Here is a 14,741-nt window from a genome sequence, read left to right as displayed (position 1 = left end):
ACCCGGGCCTGCACTTTCTCCGCCGGAAGAACTCCGTTGCCCCCGACGGCCCCACCCCGCAGGATCGGCACCATGCCGATCTTCACCACCCGGGACGGGACCAGGCTCACCTATCACCTACGGGGCAGGGGCGAGCCGCTGATCGTTCTGCCCGGCGGCCCCATGCGGGCCTGCGCCTACCTCGGAGACCTGGGCGGACTCGACGCCCACCGCCGGCTCGTCCTGCTCGATCTGCGGGGCACGGGGGAGTCGGCGGCACCGCGGGACCCGGCGACGTACCGCTGCGACCGGCTCGTCGACGACGTGGAGGCGCTGCGTGTCCACCTGGGCCTGGACCGCGTGGACCTGCTCGCGCACTCGGCGGGCGGCAGCCTCGCCATGCTCTACGCGGCCCGGCACCCCGAGCGGGTGGGACGGCTGGCCCTGATCGCCGCCACCCCCTGGGCGCTCGGCATGCCGGCGACGGCCGAGGACCGGCGGGCGGCGGCCCTGCTGCGCCAGGACGAACCGTGGTACGCGGAGGCCTTCCCGGCGTTCCGGGCCTGGCTGGCCGGCACGGGCGACTACGACCCGGTGTTCGCCCCGTTCTTCTACGGCCGCTGGGACGAGGCCGCCCGCGCCCACGAGAGCGCCGGCGACACGCAGACCAACGACGAGGCGGCCGAGGTGTTCGGCGCGGACGGCGCCTACGATCCGCCCGCCACCCGGGCCGCCCTCGCCGGCCTCCCGTCCCCGGTGCTCGTCCTCGCCGGAGAACTCGACGGCGGTCCGCGCCCCGAACTCGCCCGCCGCAGCGCCGAGGTGTTCCCGCACGCCGAGGTCGCGGTGCAGCCCGGCGCCGGGCACTACCCCTGGCTGGACGACCCGGAGTGGTTCGTCGGGAGGGTCACGGAGTTCCTCGCGGGGCGCCCTGCGGGCCGTACGCCGTCATGAAGCGGTCGCGGAACTTGTCCATGCCCCAACGGGGCGCGTCGGGGGCGGGCTTGAGGCCGTCGGTCCAGTTCCAGTCGGCCACCCGGTCCAGCACCTTCTGGTCGCGGGCCACGATCGTGACCGGTACGTCCTTGTTGGTGCTTCCGGCGGTGACGGTCGGCACGGGCTGGTGGTCGCCGAGGAAGACCAGCACCGTGTCCTCGTCGCCGTAGCGTTCCACCCACTCGGTGAGGCTGCGCAGCGAGTACTCGACGGCCCGCCGGTACTCGGTGCGCACCTTCTCCGGGTCCTTCCAGACCTCCTTGGGGTCCGTGCCCTCCTTCTTGATCTCGTGGAACACCGAGCCGTCCCCGAGGTCGTCCCAGTCGATCATGCGCGCGATGGGCGACCAGGGGTTGTGGCTGGACGCGAGGATGATCTCCGCCATGATCGGCTCGCGGTCCTTCCTGCCGTGTTCCAGGCGCTCGAAGGCCTCCAGGCTGAACTGGTCGGGCACGGGCGTCCAGCTGAAGTACGGGCCGTGGTAGCCGAGATGCTCGGAGTCGTAGATGTGGTCGAGGCCGAAGTACTTCCCCTCGGGCCAGGCCCTGCGCACCCCGGGAACGATGCCGACGGTGCGCCAGGCGCCGGTCCTGCGGAAGTAGTTCGTCAGCGTCATGCGGTCGCTGGTCGTCAGGGAGCGGTAGCGCTGCTGGTTCTTGATCCACAGGCCGGACAGGAAGGTGGAGTGGGCGAGCCAGCTGCCGGCGCCGGTCACCGGGGACTTCAGCCAGCCGCTGCGCGACTGGAAGCCCGCCGCCTTCAGCCTGCCGGTGCCCTCCTTCAGCACGGCGTCCATCTGCTCCGCCATCGCCGGGTCGTCGATCGCGACGCGGCCGTAGCTCTCGATGAAGGTGAACAGCACGTCCTTGCCGCGCAGCCCGGTGAGCAGCTGGTCGGGCGGCGTCTTCGCGAAGGCGTCGACCGCGGCCTGCTTCTCGAACACCTGGGCGTCCCGGATCCCCGCGCGCACCTGCTCCACCCGGTTGCCCAGCATCTCCGCGGTGCCCTTGGTGGCGAGGGGCGCGCTGCCGAACTGCACGCCCAGGGTGACGCAGGTGATCCAGGCGACCCCCAGGACCAGCGTCGTGCGGGCGGCGACCGGGCGATGGCGGACCATCAGATCGGTCACCCGCACCATGGCCAGGGTCATGAGGACCAGCACGGCGACGAACAGGACGATCACCCCGGCCACCGCGAGCACCTGCCCGCCTCGGCCGAACGACTCCCGGACGAACTCCGCGGCGTCGTCGAGCAGGATCCAGTCCAGCACCAGGTCGAACGGCCGGGCCAGCACCTGGTAGAAGCCCATGTCCACGAACTTCAGCACGGTGAGCAGACCCAGGAACACCCCGGAGACGACCGTGACGATCCGCCGGGACCGGGACGGCAGGGTCAGGAGCAGGGTCGCGAGCAGGATGCCCTCGGCGGGCAGCCGCAGGAACGCCTCGACGTTCAGCCGTTCCACCCGGTTGGGCACGATCAGCGCGAACAGCACCAGCACGCCGGCCAGCACGGTCGTCCCGAGGGTGGCGCCGCGCGCGGCACGGGGGTAGCGACGCCGCCAGCCGAACCATCCGGCGGGCGTGGTGTCACCTGCGCCGGCGTCGTCGGTGTCGTCCGGTGCGGGCGGCGTTCCGTCCACCGTCGGTGTGGGTTCGCTGTCCGTCTCCGGGGTGCTCCCGGCGGTGGCCGACAGCTGACGGGGGCGTGTGAAGAGCGACACCCGGTGGTCCTTCCGTACGGTCGTGCGATGGCATGGCGAACCGGACCCGATGAACGGGCCTGCCCCCACCAGTACGTCCGTACGTCACCCGGGGTTCAATCCGGCGTGCCCGGATGTCACCCGCCCGCCGCCGCGACCTGACGCGCCCACCGGTAGTCCGCCTTGCCGCTCGGCGACCGCCGGATCTGCTCCGTGATCACCAGCCGGCGCGGGAGCTTGTACCCGGCGAGCCGGTCCCGGCAGTGCGCCCTGATCTCCTCCAGCGACGGCCGGGCCGCGCCCTCGCGCAGCTGCACCACGGCCGCCACCCGGTGTCCCCACCGGGCGTCGGGCACGCCGGTCACCAGCGCGTCGTACACGTCCGGATGGGACTTCAGTGCCTGCTCGACCTCCTCGGGGTACACCTTCTCGCCCCCGGTGTTGATGCACTGCGAGCCGCGGCCCAGGACGGTGACCACACCGTCCTCGTCGACGGTGGCCATGTCCCCGAGCAGCACCCACCGCTCGCCGTCCTTCTCGAAGAACGTCTCGGCGGTCTTCACCGGATCGTTGTAGTAGCCGAGCGGGACGTGCCCGCACTGGGCGACCCGGCCGGCCTCGCCGGCCGCCACCGGTTCCCGGGTGACCGGATCGACCACCCGGGTACGGGAGTTGACCCGGATCCTGAAGCCGCTTCCCGCGCCCGCGTCCTCGGTCGCCGTCCCGTTGAAGCCGGACTCCGAGGAGCCGAAGTTGTTCAGCAGCAGCGCGTGCGGCACCAGCTCCTGGAACCGCCTGCGCACCGTCTGCGACAGAACCGCCCCGGACGACGACACGCTGAACAGCGAGGAGCAGTCCGTGCCCTTCAGCGGCCCGTCGAGCGCGTCGACCAGCGGCCGCAGCATCGCGTCGCCGACCAGGGAGACGCTGCTGACCTTCTCCTTCTCGACCGTGCGCAGCACGTCCTCGGCGGCGAACCTGCGGTGGATCACCACGCGCTGGCCGAAGTGGAATGCGATGAACGCCGTCAGGGTGGAGGTGCCGTGCATCAGAGGGGCCGTCGGGAAGAAGGTGATCTCGGAACCGCCGGCGGCGACCCGTTCCGCCAGTTCCTCCGGGCGCTTCACCGGCTCACCGGTCGGCGCGCCGCCCCCGAGCCCGGCGAAGAACAGGTCTTCCTGCCGCCACATCACCCCTTTGGGCATCCCGGTCGTACCGCCGGTGTAGATGATCAGCTGGTCGTCCCCCGAGCGCGCGGCGAAGCCACGCTCGGGAGAGCCGGCGGCCTCGGCGTCCGCGTACGGCGTGCCCGGATCTCCGGGTGCCCCGACCCGTAACAGATGCCGCAGCTTCTCCGCGCGCCGTGCCGCCGCGCTCACCCGGTCGGAGAACTCCGCGTCGAAGACCAGCGCCACCAGGTCGGCGTCCCGGTAGAGGTACACCAACTCCTCTTCCACATACCGGTAGTTCACATTGACCGGCACGATCCGGGCCTTCAGGCAGCCGAGCACCGTCTGGAGGTACTCCACGCCGTTGTAGAGATGCAGCCCCAGATGCTCGCCGGGCCGGATGCCGCGGTCGAGCAGATGGTGGCCGATGCGGTTGGCCGCGACGTCCAGCTCCGCGTACGTCAGCCGGCGCTCCGCACCCGAGCCGGGCCGGTCGACGTACACCAGGGCCTCCCGGTCGGGGACGACGTCGACGATCGACTCGAACAGGTCGGCAAGGTTGTACTCCACCGCTCCTCCTGACCACGCATCGCGTCCGGCGCCCGGTCGGCTCGCCGGTCATCAGAGCAAAGGGCGGGCCAAGGGGGAAGAGTCCGCGCAGCATCGATCTGACTGAGTGTCAGAAAACTCTTGTCCTCGTCGGCTCCCTCCTGCAACCTGTTCTCGTTCCTTCAGACGGGAGACCACGATGGGTGGGACGGAACACCTCACCGTGCAGCGGGAAGGCGCCACGCTGGTGCTCACCCTCAACCGGCCGGAGGCGAGGAACGCGCTCTCGTTGCCCATGCTCGTCGGCCTGTACGACGGCTGGGTCGAGGCGGACGAGGACGACACCGTCCGCTCGATCGTGCTGACCGGCGCGGGCGGCGCCTTCTGCTCGGGCATGGACCTGAAGGCGCTGGCCGGCGACGGCATGGCGGGGCAGCAGTACCGGGACCGCCTGCGCGCCGACCCGGACCTGCACTGGAAGGCGATGCTGCGTCACCACCGGCCCCGCAAACCCGTGATCGCCGCCGTGGAGGGGCACTGCGTCGCGGGCGGCACCGAGATCCTCCAGGGCACCGACATCCGCGTCGCCGCCGAGTCGGCGACCTTCGGCCTGTTCGAGGTGCGGCGCGGCCTGTTCCCCATCGGCGGCTCCACCGTCCGGCTGCCCCGCCAGATCCCGCGCACCCACGCGCTGGAGATGCTGCTCACCGGCCGCCCGTACAGCGCCCGGGAAGCCGCCGCCGTCGGACTGATCGGCCACGTCGTCCTCGACGGGACGGCACTCACCAAGGCCCTTCAGATCGCCGAGCAGATCAACGCCTGCGGCCCGCTGGCCGTCGAGGCGGTCAAGGCGTCCGTGTACGAGACCGCGGAGATGACCGAGACCGACGGTCTCGCCGCCGAACTCGCCCGCGGATGGCCCGTCTTCGACACCGCCGACGCGAAGGAGGGCGCCCGAGCCTTCGCCGAGAAGCGGCCGCCCGTCTACAAGCGCGCCTGACGAGGGAGTCACCGTGCCCGAAGTCCTCACCGCCCCGCTGGTCGTCGAGTTCCCCTTCACCCGCTCCCTCGGCCCCGTGCAGAGCGCCTTCCTCACCGGACTGCGCGAACGCGTCGTCCTCGGCGTGCGCACCGGCGACCACCGCGTCCTCGTCCCGCCCGTCGAGTACGACCCCGTCACCGCCGAGGAGCTCCACGACCTCGTCGAGGTCGCCCCCACCGGCACCGTCACCACCTGGGCCTGGAACCCCGCCCCCCGTCGCGACCAGCCCCTGACCACCCCCTTCGCCTGGGTCCTCGTCCGCCTCGACGGCGCCGACACCGCCCTCCTGCACGCCCTCGACGCCCCAGGCCCCGACACCGTCCGCACCGGCATGCGCGTGCGCATCCGCTGGGCGGCCGAGCGTTCCGGCGCCATCACCGACATCGCCTGCTTCGAGCCGTACGACGGCGACCCGGCCGCCGGCGCCGCGCGACCCGGCGGCCACACCGGCCGGTTCGCCGACCCGGTCACCGGCATCGTCGCCCCGGCCCGCCTGGACTACACCTACAGCCCCGGCCGCGCCCAGACGGCGTACCTCGACGCCCTGTCCGGACACCGCGTGGTCGGCGAACGCTGCCCGTCCTGCCGCAAGGTGTACGTCCCGCCGAGGGGTGCCTGCCCCACATGTGGCGTGGCCACAGACGAACAGGTCGACGTAGGTCCGCGCGGCACAGTGACCACCTTCTGCATCGTCAACATCGCGGCGAGGAACCTCGACATCGAGGTCCCCTACGTCTACGCCCACATCGCCCTCGACGGCGCGGACCTCGCCCTGCACGGCCGCATCGGCGGCATCCCCTACGACCAGGTGCGCATGGGGCTGCGCGTCGAACCGGTCTGGACGCACGGGTCCCGCCACCCCGACCACTACCGGCCCTCCGGCGAACCCGACGCGGACTACGACACCTACCGGGAGCTGCTGTGACCCGCGACCCGGCACCACCCGCCCGTGAGATCGCCGTCGTCGCCTTCGCCCAGACCGACCACCGGCGCACCAGCGCCGACCGGTCCGAGGTCGAGATGCTCCTGCCGGTCCTGCACGAGGTGCTCGGCGCCACCGGCCTGCGGACCGCCGACATCGGCTTCACCTGCTCCGGCTCCAGCGACTACCTCGCCGGCCGTGCCTTCTCCTTCACCCTCGCCCTGGACGGCGTCGGCGCCTGGCCGCCCATATCCGAGTCCCATGTCGAGACGGACGGCGCCTGGGCCCTGTACGAGGCCTGGACCAAGCTGCTGACCGGAGAGGCCGACACCGCGCTCGTCTACGCCTGGGGCAAGTCCTCGCCCGGCCCCCTGCGCGACGTCCTCACCCGGCAGCTCGACCCGTACTACGTCGCACCCCTGTGGCCCGACTCCGTCGCCCTCGCCGCCCTCCAGGCCCAGGCGCTCATCGACAGCGGCGCCACGGACGAACCGGCGCTCGCGGCCCTCGCCGCCCGCAACCGCCACACCGCGGCCGGCAACCCCCACGCCCAGCTCAGCGGCCCGGTACGGCACGGCGACTACCAGGTACGGCCCCTGCGCACCGGCGACTGCCCGCCCGTGAGCGACGGCGCCGCCGCCGTGATCCTCGCCGCGGGCGAGCGGGCCCGCGACCTGTGCGACCGGCCCGCCTGGATCCGCGGCATCGACCACCGCATCGAGGCCCACGGGCTCGGCGTGCGCGACCTGACCGACTCCCCGTCCACCCGCCTCGCCGCCGAGCGGGCCGGCGCGTTCGCCCGCCCCGTGGACACCGCGGAGCTGCACGCGCCGTTCACCGCCCAGGAGGTGATCCTGCGCAGGGTGCTGCGGCTGGACGAGACCGTGTGCGTCAACCCCTCGGGCGGCGCCCTCGCCGCCAATCCCGTCATGGCCACCGGACTCATCCGCATCGGCGAGGCCGCCGCCCGCATCCACCGCGGCACCTCCCACCGCGCCCTCGCCCACGCCACCTCAGGACCCTGCCTCCAGCAGAACCTGGTCGCCGTACTCGAAGGGGATCCCCGATGAGCAAGGAGCCCGTGGCCGTCGTCGGCATCGGCCAGACCCGGCACGTCGCGGCCCGCCGGGACGTCTCCCTCGCCGGACTCGTCCGCGAGGCCGCGGCGCGGGCGCTCGCCGACGCCGAGACGACCTGGGCCGGCATCGACGCCGTGGTGATCGGCAAGGCGCCCGACTTCTTCGAGGGCGTCATGATGCCCGAGCTGTACCTCGCCGACGCGCTCGGCGCCGTCGGCAAGCCCGTGCTGCGCGTGCACACCGCCGGCTCGGTCGGCGGCTCCACCGCCCTGGTCGCCGCCCAGCTGATCGCCGCCCGCGTCCACGGCACCGTCCTCGCCGTCGCCTTCGAGAAGCAGTCCGAGTCCAACGCCATGTGGGGACTGTCCCTGCCGGTCCCGTTCCAGCAGCCGTTGCTGGCCGGCGCCGGCGGCTTCTTCGCCCCGCACGTGCGCGCGTACATCCGGCGCAGCGGCGCCCCCGACACCATCGGCGCCCTGGTCGCCCACAAGGACCGGCGCAACGCGCTCAAGAACCCCTGCGCCCACCTCCACGAGCACGACATCACGCTCGAGAAGGTCATGGCCTCGCCCATGCTGTGGGACCCGATCCGCTACTCGGAGACCTGCCCCTCCTCCGACGGCGCCTGCGCCCTCGTCCTCACCGACCGCGCCGGAGCGGCCCGCGCGCCCCGCCCGCCCGCCTGGATGCTCGGCGGCGCCATGCGCAGCGAACCCACCCTGTTCGCGGGCAAGGACTTCGTCTCCCCGCGTGCCGGCCGCGACTGCGCCGCCGAGGTCTACCGGCAGGCCGGGATCACCGACCCGCGCCGCGAGATCGACGCCGCCGAGCTCTACGTGCCGTTCTCGTGGTACGAGCCCATGTGGCTGGAGAACCTGGGCTTCGCCGAGCCGGGCGAGGGCTGGAAGCTCACCGAGGCCGGGGTGACCGAGCTCGACGGGGACCTGCCGGTCGACATGTCCGGCGGTGTGCTCTGCGCCAACCCCATCGGCGCCTCCGGCCTGATCCGCTTCGCCGAGGCCGCCCTCCAGGTGCGCGGACAGGCCGGCGAGCACCAGGTGGCGGGCGCCCGCAGGGTGCTCGGACACGCCTACGGCGGCGGGTCCCAGTTCTTCGCCATGTGGCTCGTGGGCAGTGAGCCGCCCGGCTCCTGAGCCCCTGCCGGCACCGCCCCGGAAAGGTCCTGTCCACGCGGCCTGTCGGGGGCCGGAACCGATCGCTAGGCTGGCCGCGGACGACGGAGAAACGGGAGGAGCACGGACGTGGCCGAGAGCACCACCCAGCAGCGCCCGCTCATGGGCTGGGACAAGCCGGACCTGGACCTCAGCAACGCGCAGTGGCAGTCCAGCAGCCGAGGCCGGGGCGATGTCCAGATCGCCTTCGTGGAGGGCTTCATCGCCATGCGGAACAGTGGCCGTCCGGAGAGCCCTTCCCTGATCTTCACGCCCGACGAGTGGGGCGCGTTCGTGTCGGGAGCCCGGGAGGGGGAGTTCGACCTGACCTGAACCGGGCCTGCCACTGAATCGGGCCTGCACCTGAACCGGGGAGTGTGCCCTCCGTTTTTCCGGACACGCGAGCGTAGACGCCTCCGCGCGGTCATGCCTGGGCCAGGCTGAGCGGGCAAGGCGAAGGTCGTACTGCGGAGGCGAGGGATCCCCATGAGCAGCCAGCCGGTCATCGCGGCGGTCGACGGTTCGGACGACAGCCTGCGCGCCCTCGAATGGGCGCTCGACGCGGCACACCGCCGCGAGGCCCCGCTGCGGGTGGTGCACGTACGCCAGTACCCCATGTGGGCGCAGCCCGAGGTGCTGGCCGCGGCGCCACCGGAACCGGCCCAGAGCCTGGTCCTCGACCAGGTCCGCGAGCACCTGGCCGGCCGCGGCGCACTCCCGCCGGTCGACTACACCGCCCTGGACGGCGCCCCCGGCGCCGTCCTCGCCGAGCTGGGGGCCACGGCACAGCTGGTGGTGCTCGGCTCCCGGGGACGCGGCGGCTTCGCCAGCCTGCTCCTCGGCTCCAATTCCCAGGCCGTCGCCCGCGACGCCGAATGCCCCGTCGTCGTGGTGCCCCGGCCCGGGAAAGAGGTCCACGGCGACTACCCGGCCGCGTCCGGCCCGCGCGTGGTGGTCGGCCTGCACGCCGACAGCCCCGACGAGACGACGCTCGGCTTCGCCTTCGCCGAGGCGGCGATGCGCGGCGCGCGGCTCGACGTCGTGGCGGCGTACCCGTGGCCGTTGCAGACCTGGATGCTGCCGGGGGAGATGCCGGGACCGCAGGTCGACCAGGAGGCGATCGCGCACGAGACGCTCGCGCTGGCGGAGGGGTTCGTCGCGCCGCACCGCAAGGTGCATCCCGAGGTGAGCGCCGAGGTCCGGGTACCGGCCGGTGATGCCGCGGGGCACCTCGTCGCGGCTTCCCGGGACACCGAGCTGGTCGTGGTGGGGCGCCATCGGCGGAGGTTGCTGGCTCCGGCGCGGATGATGGGGTCGGTCACTCAGGCGGTTCTGCTGCATGCGGGGTGTCCGGTTGCGGTGGTGCCGCCGGCTCCCTCGGAGGAGTAGGGGGTTCGTCCGGGCCCCGTTGTGGCGGTGGTCGCCGGGCGAGTGCGGGTCGTTCGTGGCTGGTCGCGCAGTTCCCAGCGCCCCTGTGGGGCGCGTTGCGGGTGCCCGGAGTCAATGGGTGGTCGCACCTCTATCATCAGCGCCATGCGGGATGCGATCAGCCGGGACGCCCGGCTTGCGCTCGATCTTGCCCTCACCGTCCGGCACGACGGCGACGGCGGTGTCGCGGACGACCTCGTCGAGCCCAGCGGTCTCGCCGGCTGGGTGCGTGCTCATGCGGACGACCTCCCCTGCGCCGTCCGGTACACCGTCGACGCCGAGATCCTCGCCGCCGTGCTGGAGCTGCGGGCGGCGGTGCGTGCCCTCTTCGCACGGGCCGTACGGCCCGGAGAGCCGAGTCCTGCGGACGCGCGTCGGCTGATCCCCGCGTCCGAAGCCGTGCGGCGGCTGAACGAGGCCGCCGCACGCGTCCCCACCGTGCCCGTCCTGGACTGGCCCGAGGACACCGCGCCGGTCCTGCACCGGCGGTCCACCACGACCGGCGGCGACCTGACCGCCGACCTCGCGCAGGCCGCCATCACCTTCCTCGCGAGCCCCGAGCGGGAGCGGCTGCGGGCCTGCCACGCGCCCCGCTGTGTGCGGTACTTCCTCAAGGCGCACCCCCGGCAGGAGTGGTGCAAGCCGGCCTGCGGGAACCGGGCCCGCGTCGCCCGTCACCACGAGCGGCACCGGGGGGCCGCGTAGCCCGACCGGGCGGCGCCCGGCCGACCGGACGCGGGCCCGGCCACGTACCATGGCGGCATGTCGTTCCTCCGCCGCCGCAGTGCCACTCCCGCCGGGCCCGACTTCGACGTACTGGCCATGGACCCGGGCGACTGGCCCGGCAATCTGGGTGCCGGGCTGCTGCCCGCGCCCGACGGCAGCTGCCAGGGCGTCTTCCTGCGCTACGACCTCTTCGGCGGCCGCGGCCCCGCCATGATCATCGGCAATCTGCCCGAGGGCTCCCCGGCCCGCGACGTCCCCGAGGGCGAAGTCCCCTTCGAGGTGGCCCAGCTGCTGCTGGCGCTGGAGAACGACGAGGAAGTGACCGTCGTCGGCACCGAGGACGTGCCTGTCATGCAGGGCGACAACCTGCTGATCGTGCGCCGGGTGAAGCTCTCCGAGGGCCGGATCTCCTGCGTGCAGTTCGACCGCAGCGACAACGTGCTGGTCACCATCGCCGCCTGGGACCGGCCCATCACGGACGACCTGTACGCCCTGCTCAAGCCCCTCCCCGCGGAGCTTTTCCAACAGGGCTGACCGTGACGTCGGCCGCCCGCACGAACGCGATCCGGTGGCCGAACTGGATCTGGTAGTACCGGTCCTTGCCGGTGACCACCCGGTGCCTGGACGCGTCGAAGGTCACCGCGTAGTAGTACTCGCCGGGCATCTCGCCGCCGACCGCGTACTTCTGCCCCTTGGGCAGGGTGTACGGCAGCGGGGAGAGCGCCTGGGCGGGCACGCCCGCCGGGTAGGCCGACGCCTCCGGGTACGCGCGCCCGTACACCGGCACCGAGCTCAGCCCCTTGCGTGGGGTCACGGTCCGGCCCGCCGCGGGCACGGCCGTGGGCTGCTTCCGCGGGTTGTGGAACCAGGCCTTCTGGCCCAGATACCAGATGGCGGTCCAGTCGCCCCAGCGGTCGGCGACCGCGAACTGCTGGCCGGTCGACACCCGTGACGACAGGTCGTTCACCCCGGTCGTCGGGGCCGAGCCCAGGCCGATGTCCCTGATCAGCGGGGACTTCTCGTCGTGGTCGGAGTACAGCCGCACCGCGCTGGACCCGTGCACGGCACACGGCTCGCCCGCGCGCTCGCAGCCCGTGAACACCGGGCGGTGCGCGGCGTAGTCGGGGCGGATCGTCACCAGGGCGGCGTCCTTGCCGGCCGTGGCCTCGAGCGGGCTGCCCAGCAGCTCGAAGTAGTGGCGCCAGTCCCAGTAGGGCCCGGGGTCGGTGTGCATGCCGGGAATGGTGGCGGCGGTTGTACCGGGCACGGTGTCGTGGCCGAGGATGTGGTGCCGGTCCAGCGGGATGTCGTACTTCTCGGCGAGGTACCGCACCAGGCGGGCCGACGACCGGTACATCGCCTCCGTGTACCAGGCGTCCGGCTCCGCCAGGAAGCCCTCGTGCTCCAGGCCGATCGACCCGGCGTTGACGTACCAGTTGCCCGCGTGCCAGGCCACGTCCTTCGCCTTCACATGCTGGGCGATGTGCCCGTCCGTGGAGCGCAGACTGTAGTTCCACGACACATAGGTGGGGTCCTGCACCATGTCGAGGACGCCCTCCCAGGCGCCCTCGGTGTCGTGGACGACGATGTACCGGATCGGCTGCGAGGCGGGCCGGTTCGCCAGGTCGTGGTTGCCGTAGTCGCCCTCCCCGAACTGTTCGTAGGGCGCCGGGATCCACTCGCAGGACACCGTCGCCGGACACTCCGTCCCGGCGGCGGAGGCGGAGCGCAGGCCGGCCCGCCGCACCGCCGATCCGTCCGGCACGAGGCCCGGACGGGCGGCCAGGGCGACCCGCTGACCGGCGTCCGTGGTGCGCGCCTCACCGCCGCGGATCACCGCGAACACGTCGTTCGCGTACGCCGTCGCCGTCGCGCTGTCGTCCGCGCCGGAGAAGCGGGCCACCGCCGCGTACCAGTCCGCCGGATCCCCGCTCGCCGGCGCCCCCAGCTCCCGCTGGGCCTCGGCCAGCAGCGCGGCACCGCCCGCCACGTTCGCCGCCGGGTCCTCGCGCAGCCGCTCGGGGCTCATCCCGGTCAGCCGGGCGGCTTCGAGGAGGGTGGTCAGCCGGGCCGGGAGGGCGCCGGTGCGCGCGGGGAGCGCCTCGGGCCGCAGCGCGGGGCGGGCCTCGTCGCCGCGGGGGTCCTCCGTGCCCCGGCCGTGGTGGTCCGCCGCGGCGAGCGCGGTACGGGCGTCCGTGAGGTGCATCGGGCCGTAGCCGCCCGTCACGCTCGGGGCGCCGCCGTGCGTGTCCCAGCGGGACTGGAGATAGGAGACCCCGAGCAGCACGCTCTGCGGCACCCCGTACTCGGCGGACGCGGCGGCGAACGCCTGCTGCAGCCGGGCGGAGACCGGCACCGCCTCGGACGGGGCGGCGCCGAGCAGCGGCAGCGTCAGCGTCGCGGCGGCCAGGGCGCCGACGGCACCCCGGACGCGACGCCGCCCGGCCGGCCGGACGGATTCGACGGCGGATCCTCGCAATGCAGCCTCCTGGGACGAACGGGCGGGGTGAGCCGTACGGGGCCGGGCGGTGCGTCTGTGGTACCGCCGGTCCGACGATCCGTCAATCATGCCCACGAGGAGGAGAATTCCCTCGTCAATCGCGGTGTGCGGGAGTTTCGTGGCGACGGCCACGCGGCCTGCGCCGCGTCACTGGCGTACACCAATGGCCTCGTGCGGAAATCCCGCAGACCCGCAGACCCCGCACACCCGCAGACCCCGCACACTCCGCCGTCCCGTCCCTGGCATACGACGATCCGCGGCGCGTCCGACTCGGACGCGCCGCGGATCGTCGTAAGTCAGCGGGTGCCGACCGCCGCGCGCACGGCCCGCCGCGCCAGCTGGCAGTCGTCGTGCAGCCGCCGCAGCAGCAGCCGCTGCTCCTCGCCGGACGGAACGGCACCCGGGTGGCCCGAACCCGGTGCCGCCGGGGCCGCGTCGTGCATGGAACGCTGCACCGCCGTCTCATAGGTGCGGATCTCGCGGGTCAGCACCAGCATCAGGTTCACCAGGAAGGCATCCCGCGAGGCCGGGCCGGCCGCCTGCGCGATCTGGCTGATCTGCCGCCGGGCCACCGGCGCGTCCCCGAGCACCGACCACAGCGTCGCCAGGTCGTAGCCGGGCAGGTACCAGCCCGCGTGCTCCCAGTCCACCAGCACCGGACCGGCCGGTGACATCAGGATGTTGGAGAGCAGAGCGTCCCCGTGGCAGAACTGGCCCAGGCCCTGCCGGCCGGCCGCGTGCGCGATGCCGTGCAGCAGCTTCTGCAGATCGCCCATGTCCCGGTCGGTGAGCAGACCCAGCTCGTGATAACGGGCGATCCGCGCCGCGTAGTCCAGCGGGGCGTCGAACGTCCCCGCCGCCGGCCGCCAGGAGTTCAGCCGGCAGATCGCTCCGAGTGCCGCCCTGATGTCCGCCCGCGGCGGCGCCTCCACCGGGTGCCGCTGAAGTGCCGCCACCCGGCCGGGCATCCGCTCGATCACCAGCGTGCAGTTGTCCGGATCCGCCGCGATCAGCCGGGGCGCCCGCACCGGCGGGCGCTGCCGGACGAACGAGCGGTACGCCGTTATTTCGTGGCGGATCCGCTCGGACCAGGCGGGGGAGTGGTCCAGTAAGCACTTGGCGACCGCCGTGCTGCGGCCGGTGGTGCCGACCAGCAGGACGGAGCGCCCGCTGCGGCGCAGCACCTGCACCGGGGCGAACTCCGGGCAGATCCGGTGCACCGCGGCGATCGCCGTGCGCAACTGGGCGCCCTGCGGACCGGACAGGTCGAGCCTGCCGCTGAGCTGGGTGCCGGGCCCCGGAGCGCGCCGTACCTGTCCCGCGCCGAGCACGGGAGCCGCCGGGCGCGCGGGGGCGAGATAGGGGCCGCTGTCCGACGGACGCGGACGAAGCGGCCGGGGCGGGGCGGACACGGAGGACGATGCTGCGTACATGGGCGAGACAGATCCCTTCGTGTGCCTGCGACGTCAGTGCCCCA

Annotated in this window: 13 protein-coding genes; 9 read left to right on the top strand and 4 right to left on the bottom strand. The window is 73.1% G+C overall.

Going from position 1 to position 14,741, the window contains the following annotated elements; all coding sequences use genetic code 11:
- Positions 1-72: 72 nt before the first annotated feature.
- The gene (locus tag AB0412_RS12110) at positions 73-933 is read left to right on the top strand and encodes an alpha/beta hydrolase (protein WP_366402440.1); all 861 of its coding nucleotides are present in this window, start codon (positions 73-75) and stop codon (positions 931-933) included.
- Here AB0412_RS12110 and AB0412_RS12105 read toward each other — a convergent pair.
- Complete coding sequence (locus AB0412_RS12105; protein ID WP_366402439.1) at positions 887-2,698, bottom strand: sulfatase; 1,812 nt, start codon at positions 2,696-2,698, stop codon at positions 887-889. The genes AB0412_RS12110 and AB0412_RS12105 overlap by 47 nt on opposite strands.
- A 116-nt stretch (positions 2,699-2,814) precedes the next feature.
- The gene (locus tag AB0412_RS12100; RefSeq protein WP_366402438.1) at positions 2,815-4,416 is read right to left on the bottom strand and encodes an acyl-CoA synthetase; all 1,602 of its coding nucleotides are present in this window, start codon (positions 4,414-4,416) and stop codon (positions 2,815-2,817) included.
- A 178-nt stretch (positions 4,417-4,594) separates the two neighbouring features.
- On the opposite strand from AB0412_RS12100, the gene AB0412_RS12095 reads away from it, so the two are divergent.
- The 8 genes from AB0412_RS12095 to AB0412_RS12060 all read left to right on the top strand — a co-directional run bounded on the left by AB0412_RS12095 (position 4,595) and on the right by AB0412_RS12060 (position 11,298).
- The gene (locus AB0412_RS12095) at positions 4,595-5,395 is read left to right on the top strand and encodes a crotonase/enoyl-CoA hydratase family protein (protein ID WP_366402437.1); all 801 of its coding nucleotides are present in this window, start codon (positions 4,595-4,597) and stop codon (positions 5,393-5,395) included.
- Positions 5,396-5,408: 13 nt separating this feature from the next.
- Positions 5,409-6,362, top strand: coding sequence for an OB-fold domain-containing protein (locus AB0412_RS12090; RefSeq protein WP_366402436.1), 954 nt, complete (start codon positions 5,409-5,411; stop codon positions 6,360-6,362).
- Positions 6,359-7,429, top strand: a complete 1,071-nt coding sequence (locus tag AB0412_RS12085; protein WP_366402435.1) for a thiolase domain-containing protein — start codon at positions 6,359-6,361, stop codon at positions 7,427-7,429. Before AB0412_RS12090 ends, AB0412_RS12085 begins: the two co-directional genes overlap by 4 nt.
- A complete protein-coding gene (locus AB0412_RS12080) occupies positions 7,426-8,592 on the top strand; it encodes a thiolase domain-containing protein (protein ID WP_366402434.1) in 1,167 nt (388 codons plus the stop codon). Before AB0412_RS12085 ends, AB0412_RS12080 begins: the two co-directional genes overlap by 4 nt.
- A 108-nt stretch (positions 8,593-8,700) precedes the next feature.
- Positions 8,701-8,943, top strand: a complete 243-nt coding sequence (locus tag AB0412_RS12075) for a DUF397 domain-containing protein (protein WP_366402433.1) — start codon at positions 8,701-8,703, stop codon at positions 8,941-8,943.
- 153 nt (positions 8,944-9,096) lie between these two features.
- Entirely contained in the window at positions 9,097-9,999 is a 903-nt protein-coding gene (locus AB0412_RS12070) for a universal stress protein (protein WP_366402432.1), read from the top strand.
- A gap of 144 nt (positions 10,000-10,143) precedes the next feature.
- Positions 10,144-10,743, top strand: a complete 600-nt coding sequence (locus AB0412_RS12065; RefSeq protein ID WP_366402431.1) for an ABATE domain-containing protein — start codon at positions 10,144-10,146, stop codon at positions 10,741-10,743.
- A gap of 57 nt (positions 10,744-10,800) precedes the next feature.
- Positions 10,801-11,298, top strand: coding sequence for a hypothetical protein (locus AB0412_RS12060; RefSeq protein WP_366402430.1), 498 nt, complete (start codon positions 10,801-10,803; stop codon positions 11,296-11,298).
- Here the strand turns inward: AB0412_RS12060 and AB0412_RS12055 are convergent.
- Both AB0412_RS12055 and AB0412_RS12050 read right to left on the bottom strand, forming a co-directional pair.
- Positions 11,261-13,174, bottom strand: a complete 1,914-nt coding sequence (locus AB0412_RS12055; protein WP_366402670.1) for a peptidoglycan recognition family protein — start codon at positions 13,172-13,174, stop codon at positions 11,261-11,263. The two genes, AB0412_RS12060 and AB0412_RS12055, sit on opposite strands and share 38 nt — an antisense overlap.
- 386 nt (positions 13,175-13,560) lie before the next feature.
- On the bottom strand, positions 13,561-14,697 hold the full coding sequence (locus AB0412_RS12050; RefSeq protein ID WP_366402429.1) for an aminoglycoside phosphotransferase family protein: 1,137 nt from the start codon (positions 14,695-14,697) through the stop codon (positions 13,561-13,563).
- Positions 14,698-14,741: the final 44 nt, after the last annotated feature.

Origin of the sequence: Streptomyces sp. NPDC052012, from assembly GCF_040689265.1 — a bacterium.
GTDB lineage: Bacteria > Actinomycetota > Actinomycetes > Streptomycetales > Streptomycetaceae > Streptomyces.
The sequence above is the reverse complement of the archived record's forward strand: the minus strand, read 5'-3'. Positions and strand labels throughout refer to the sequence as shown.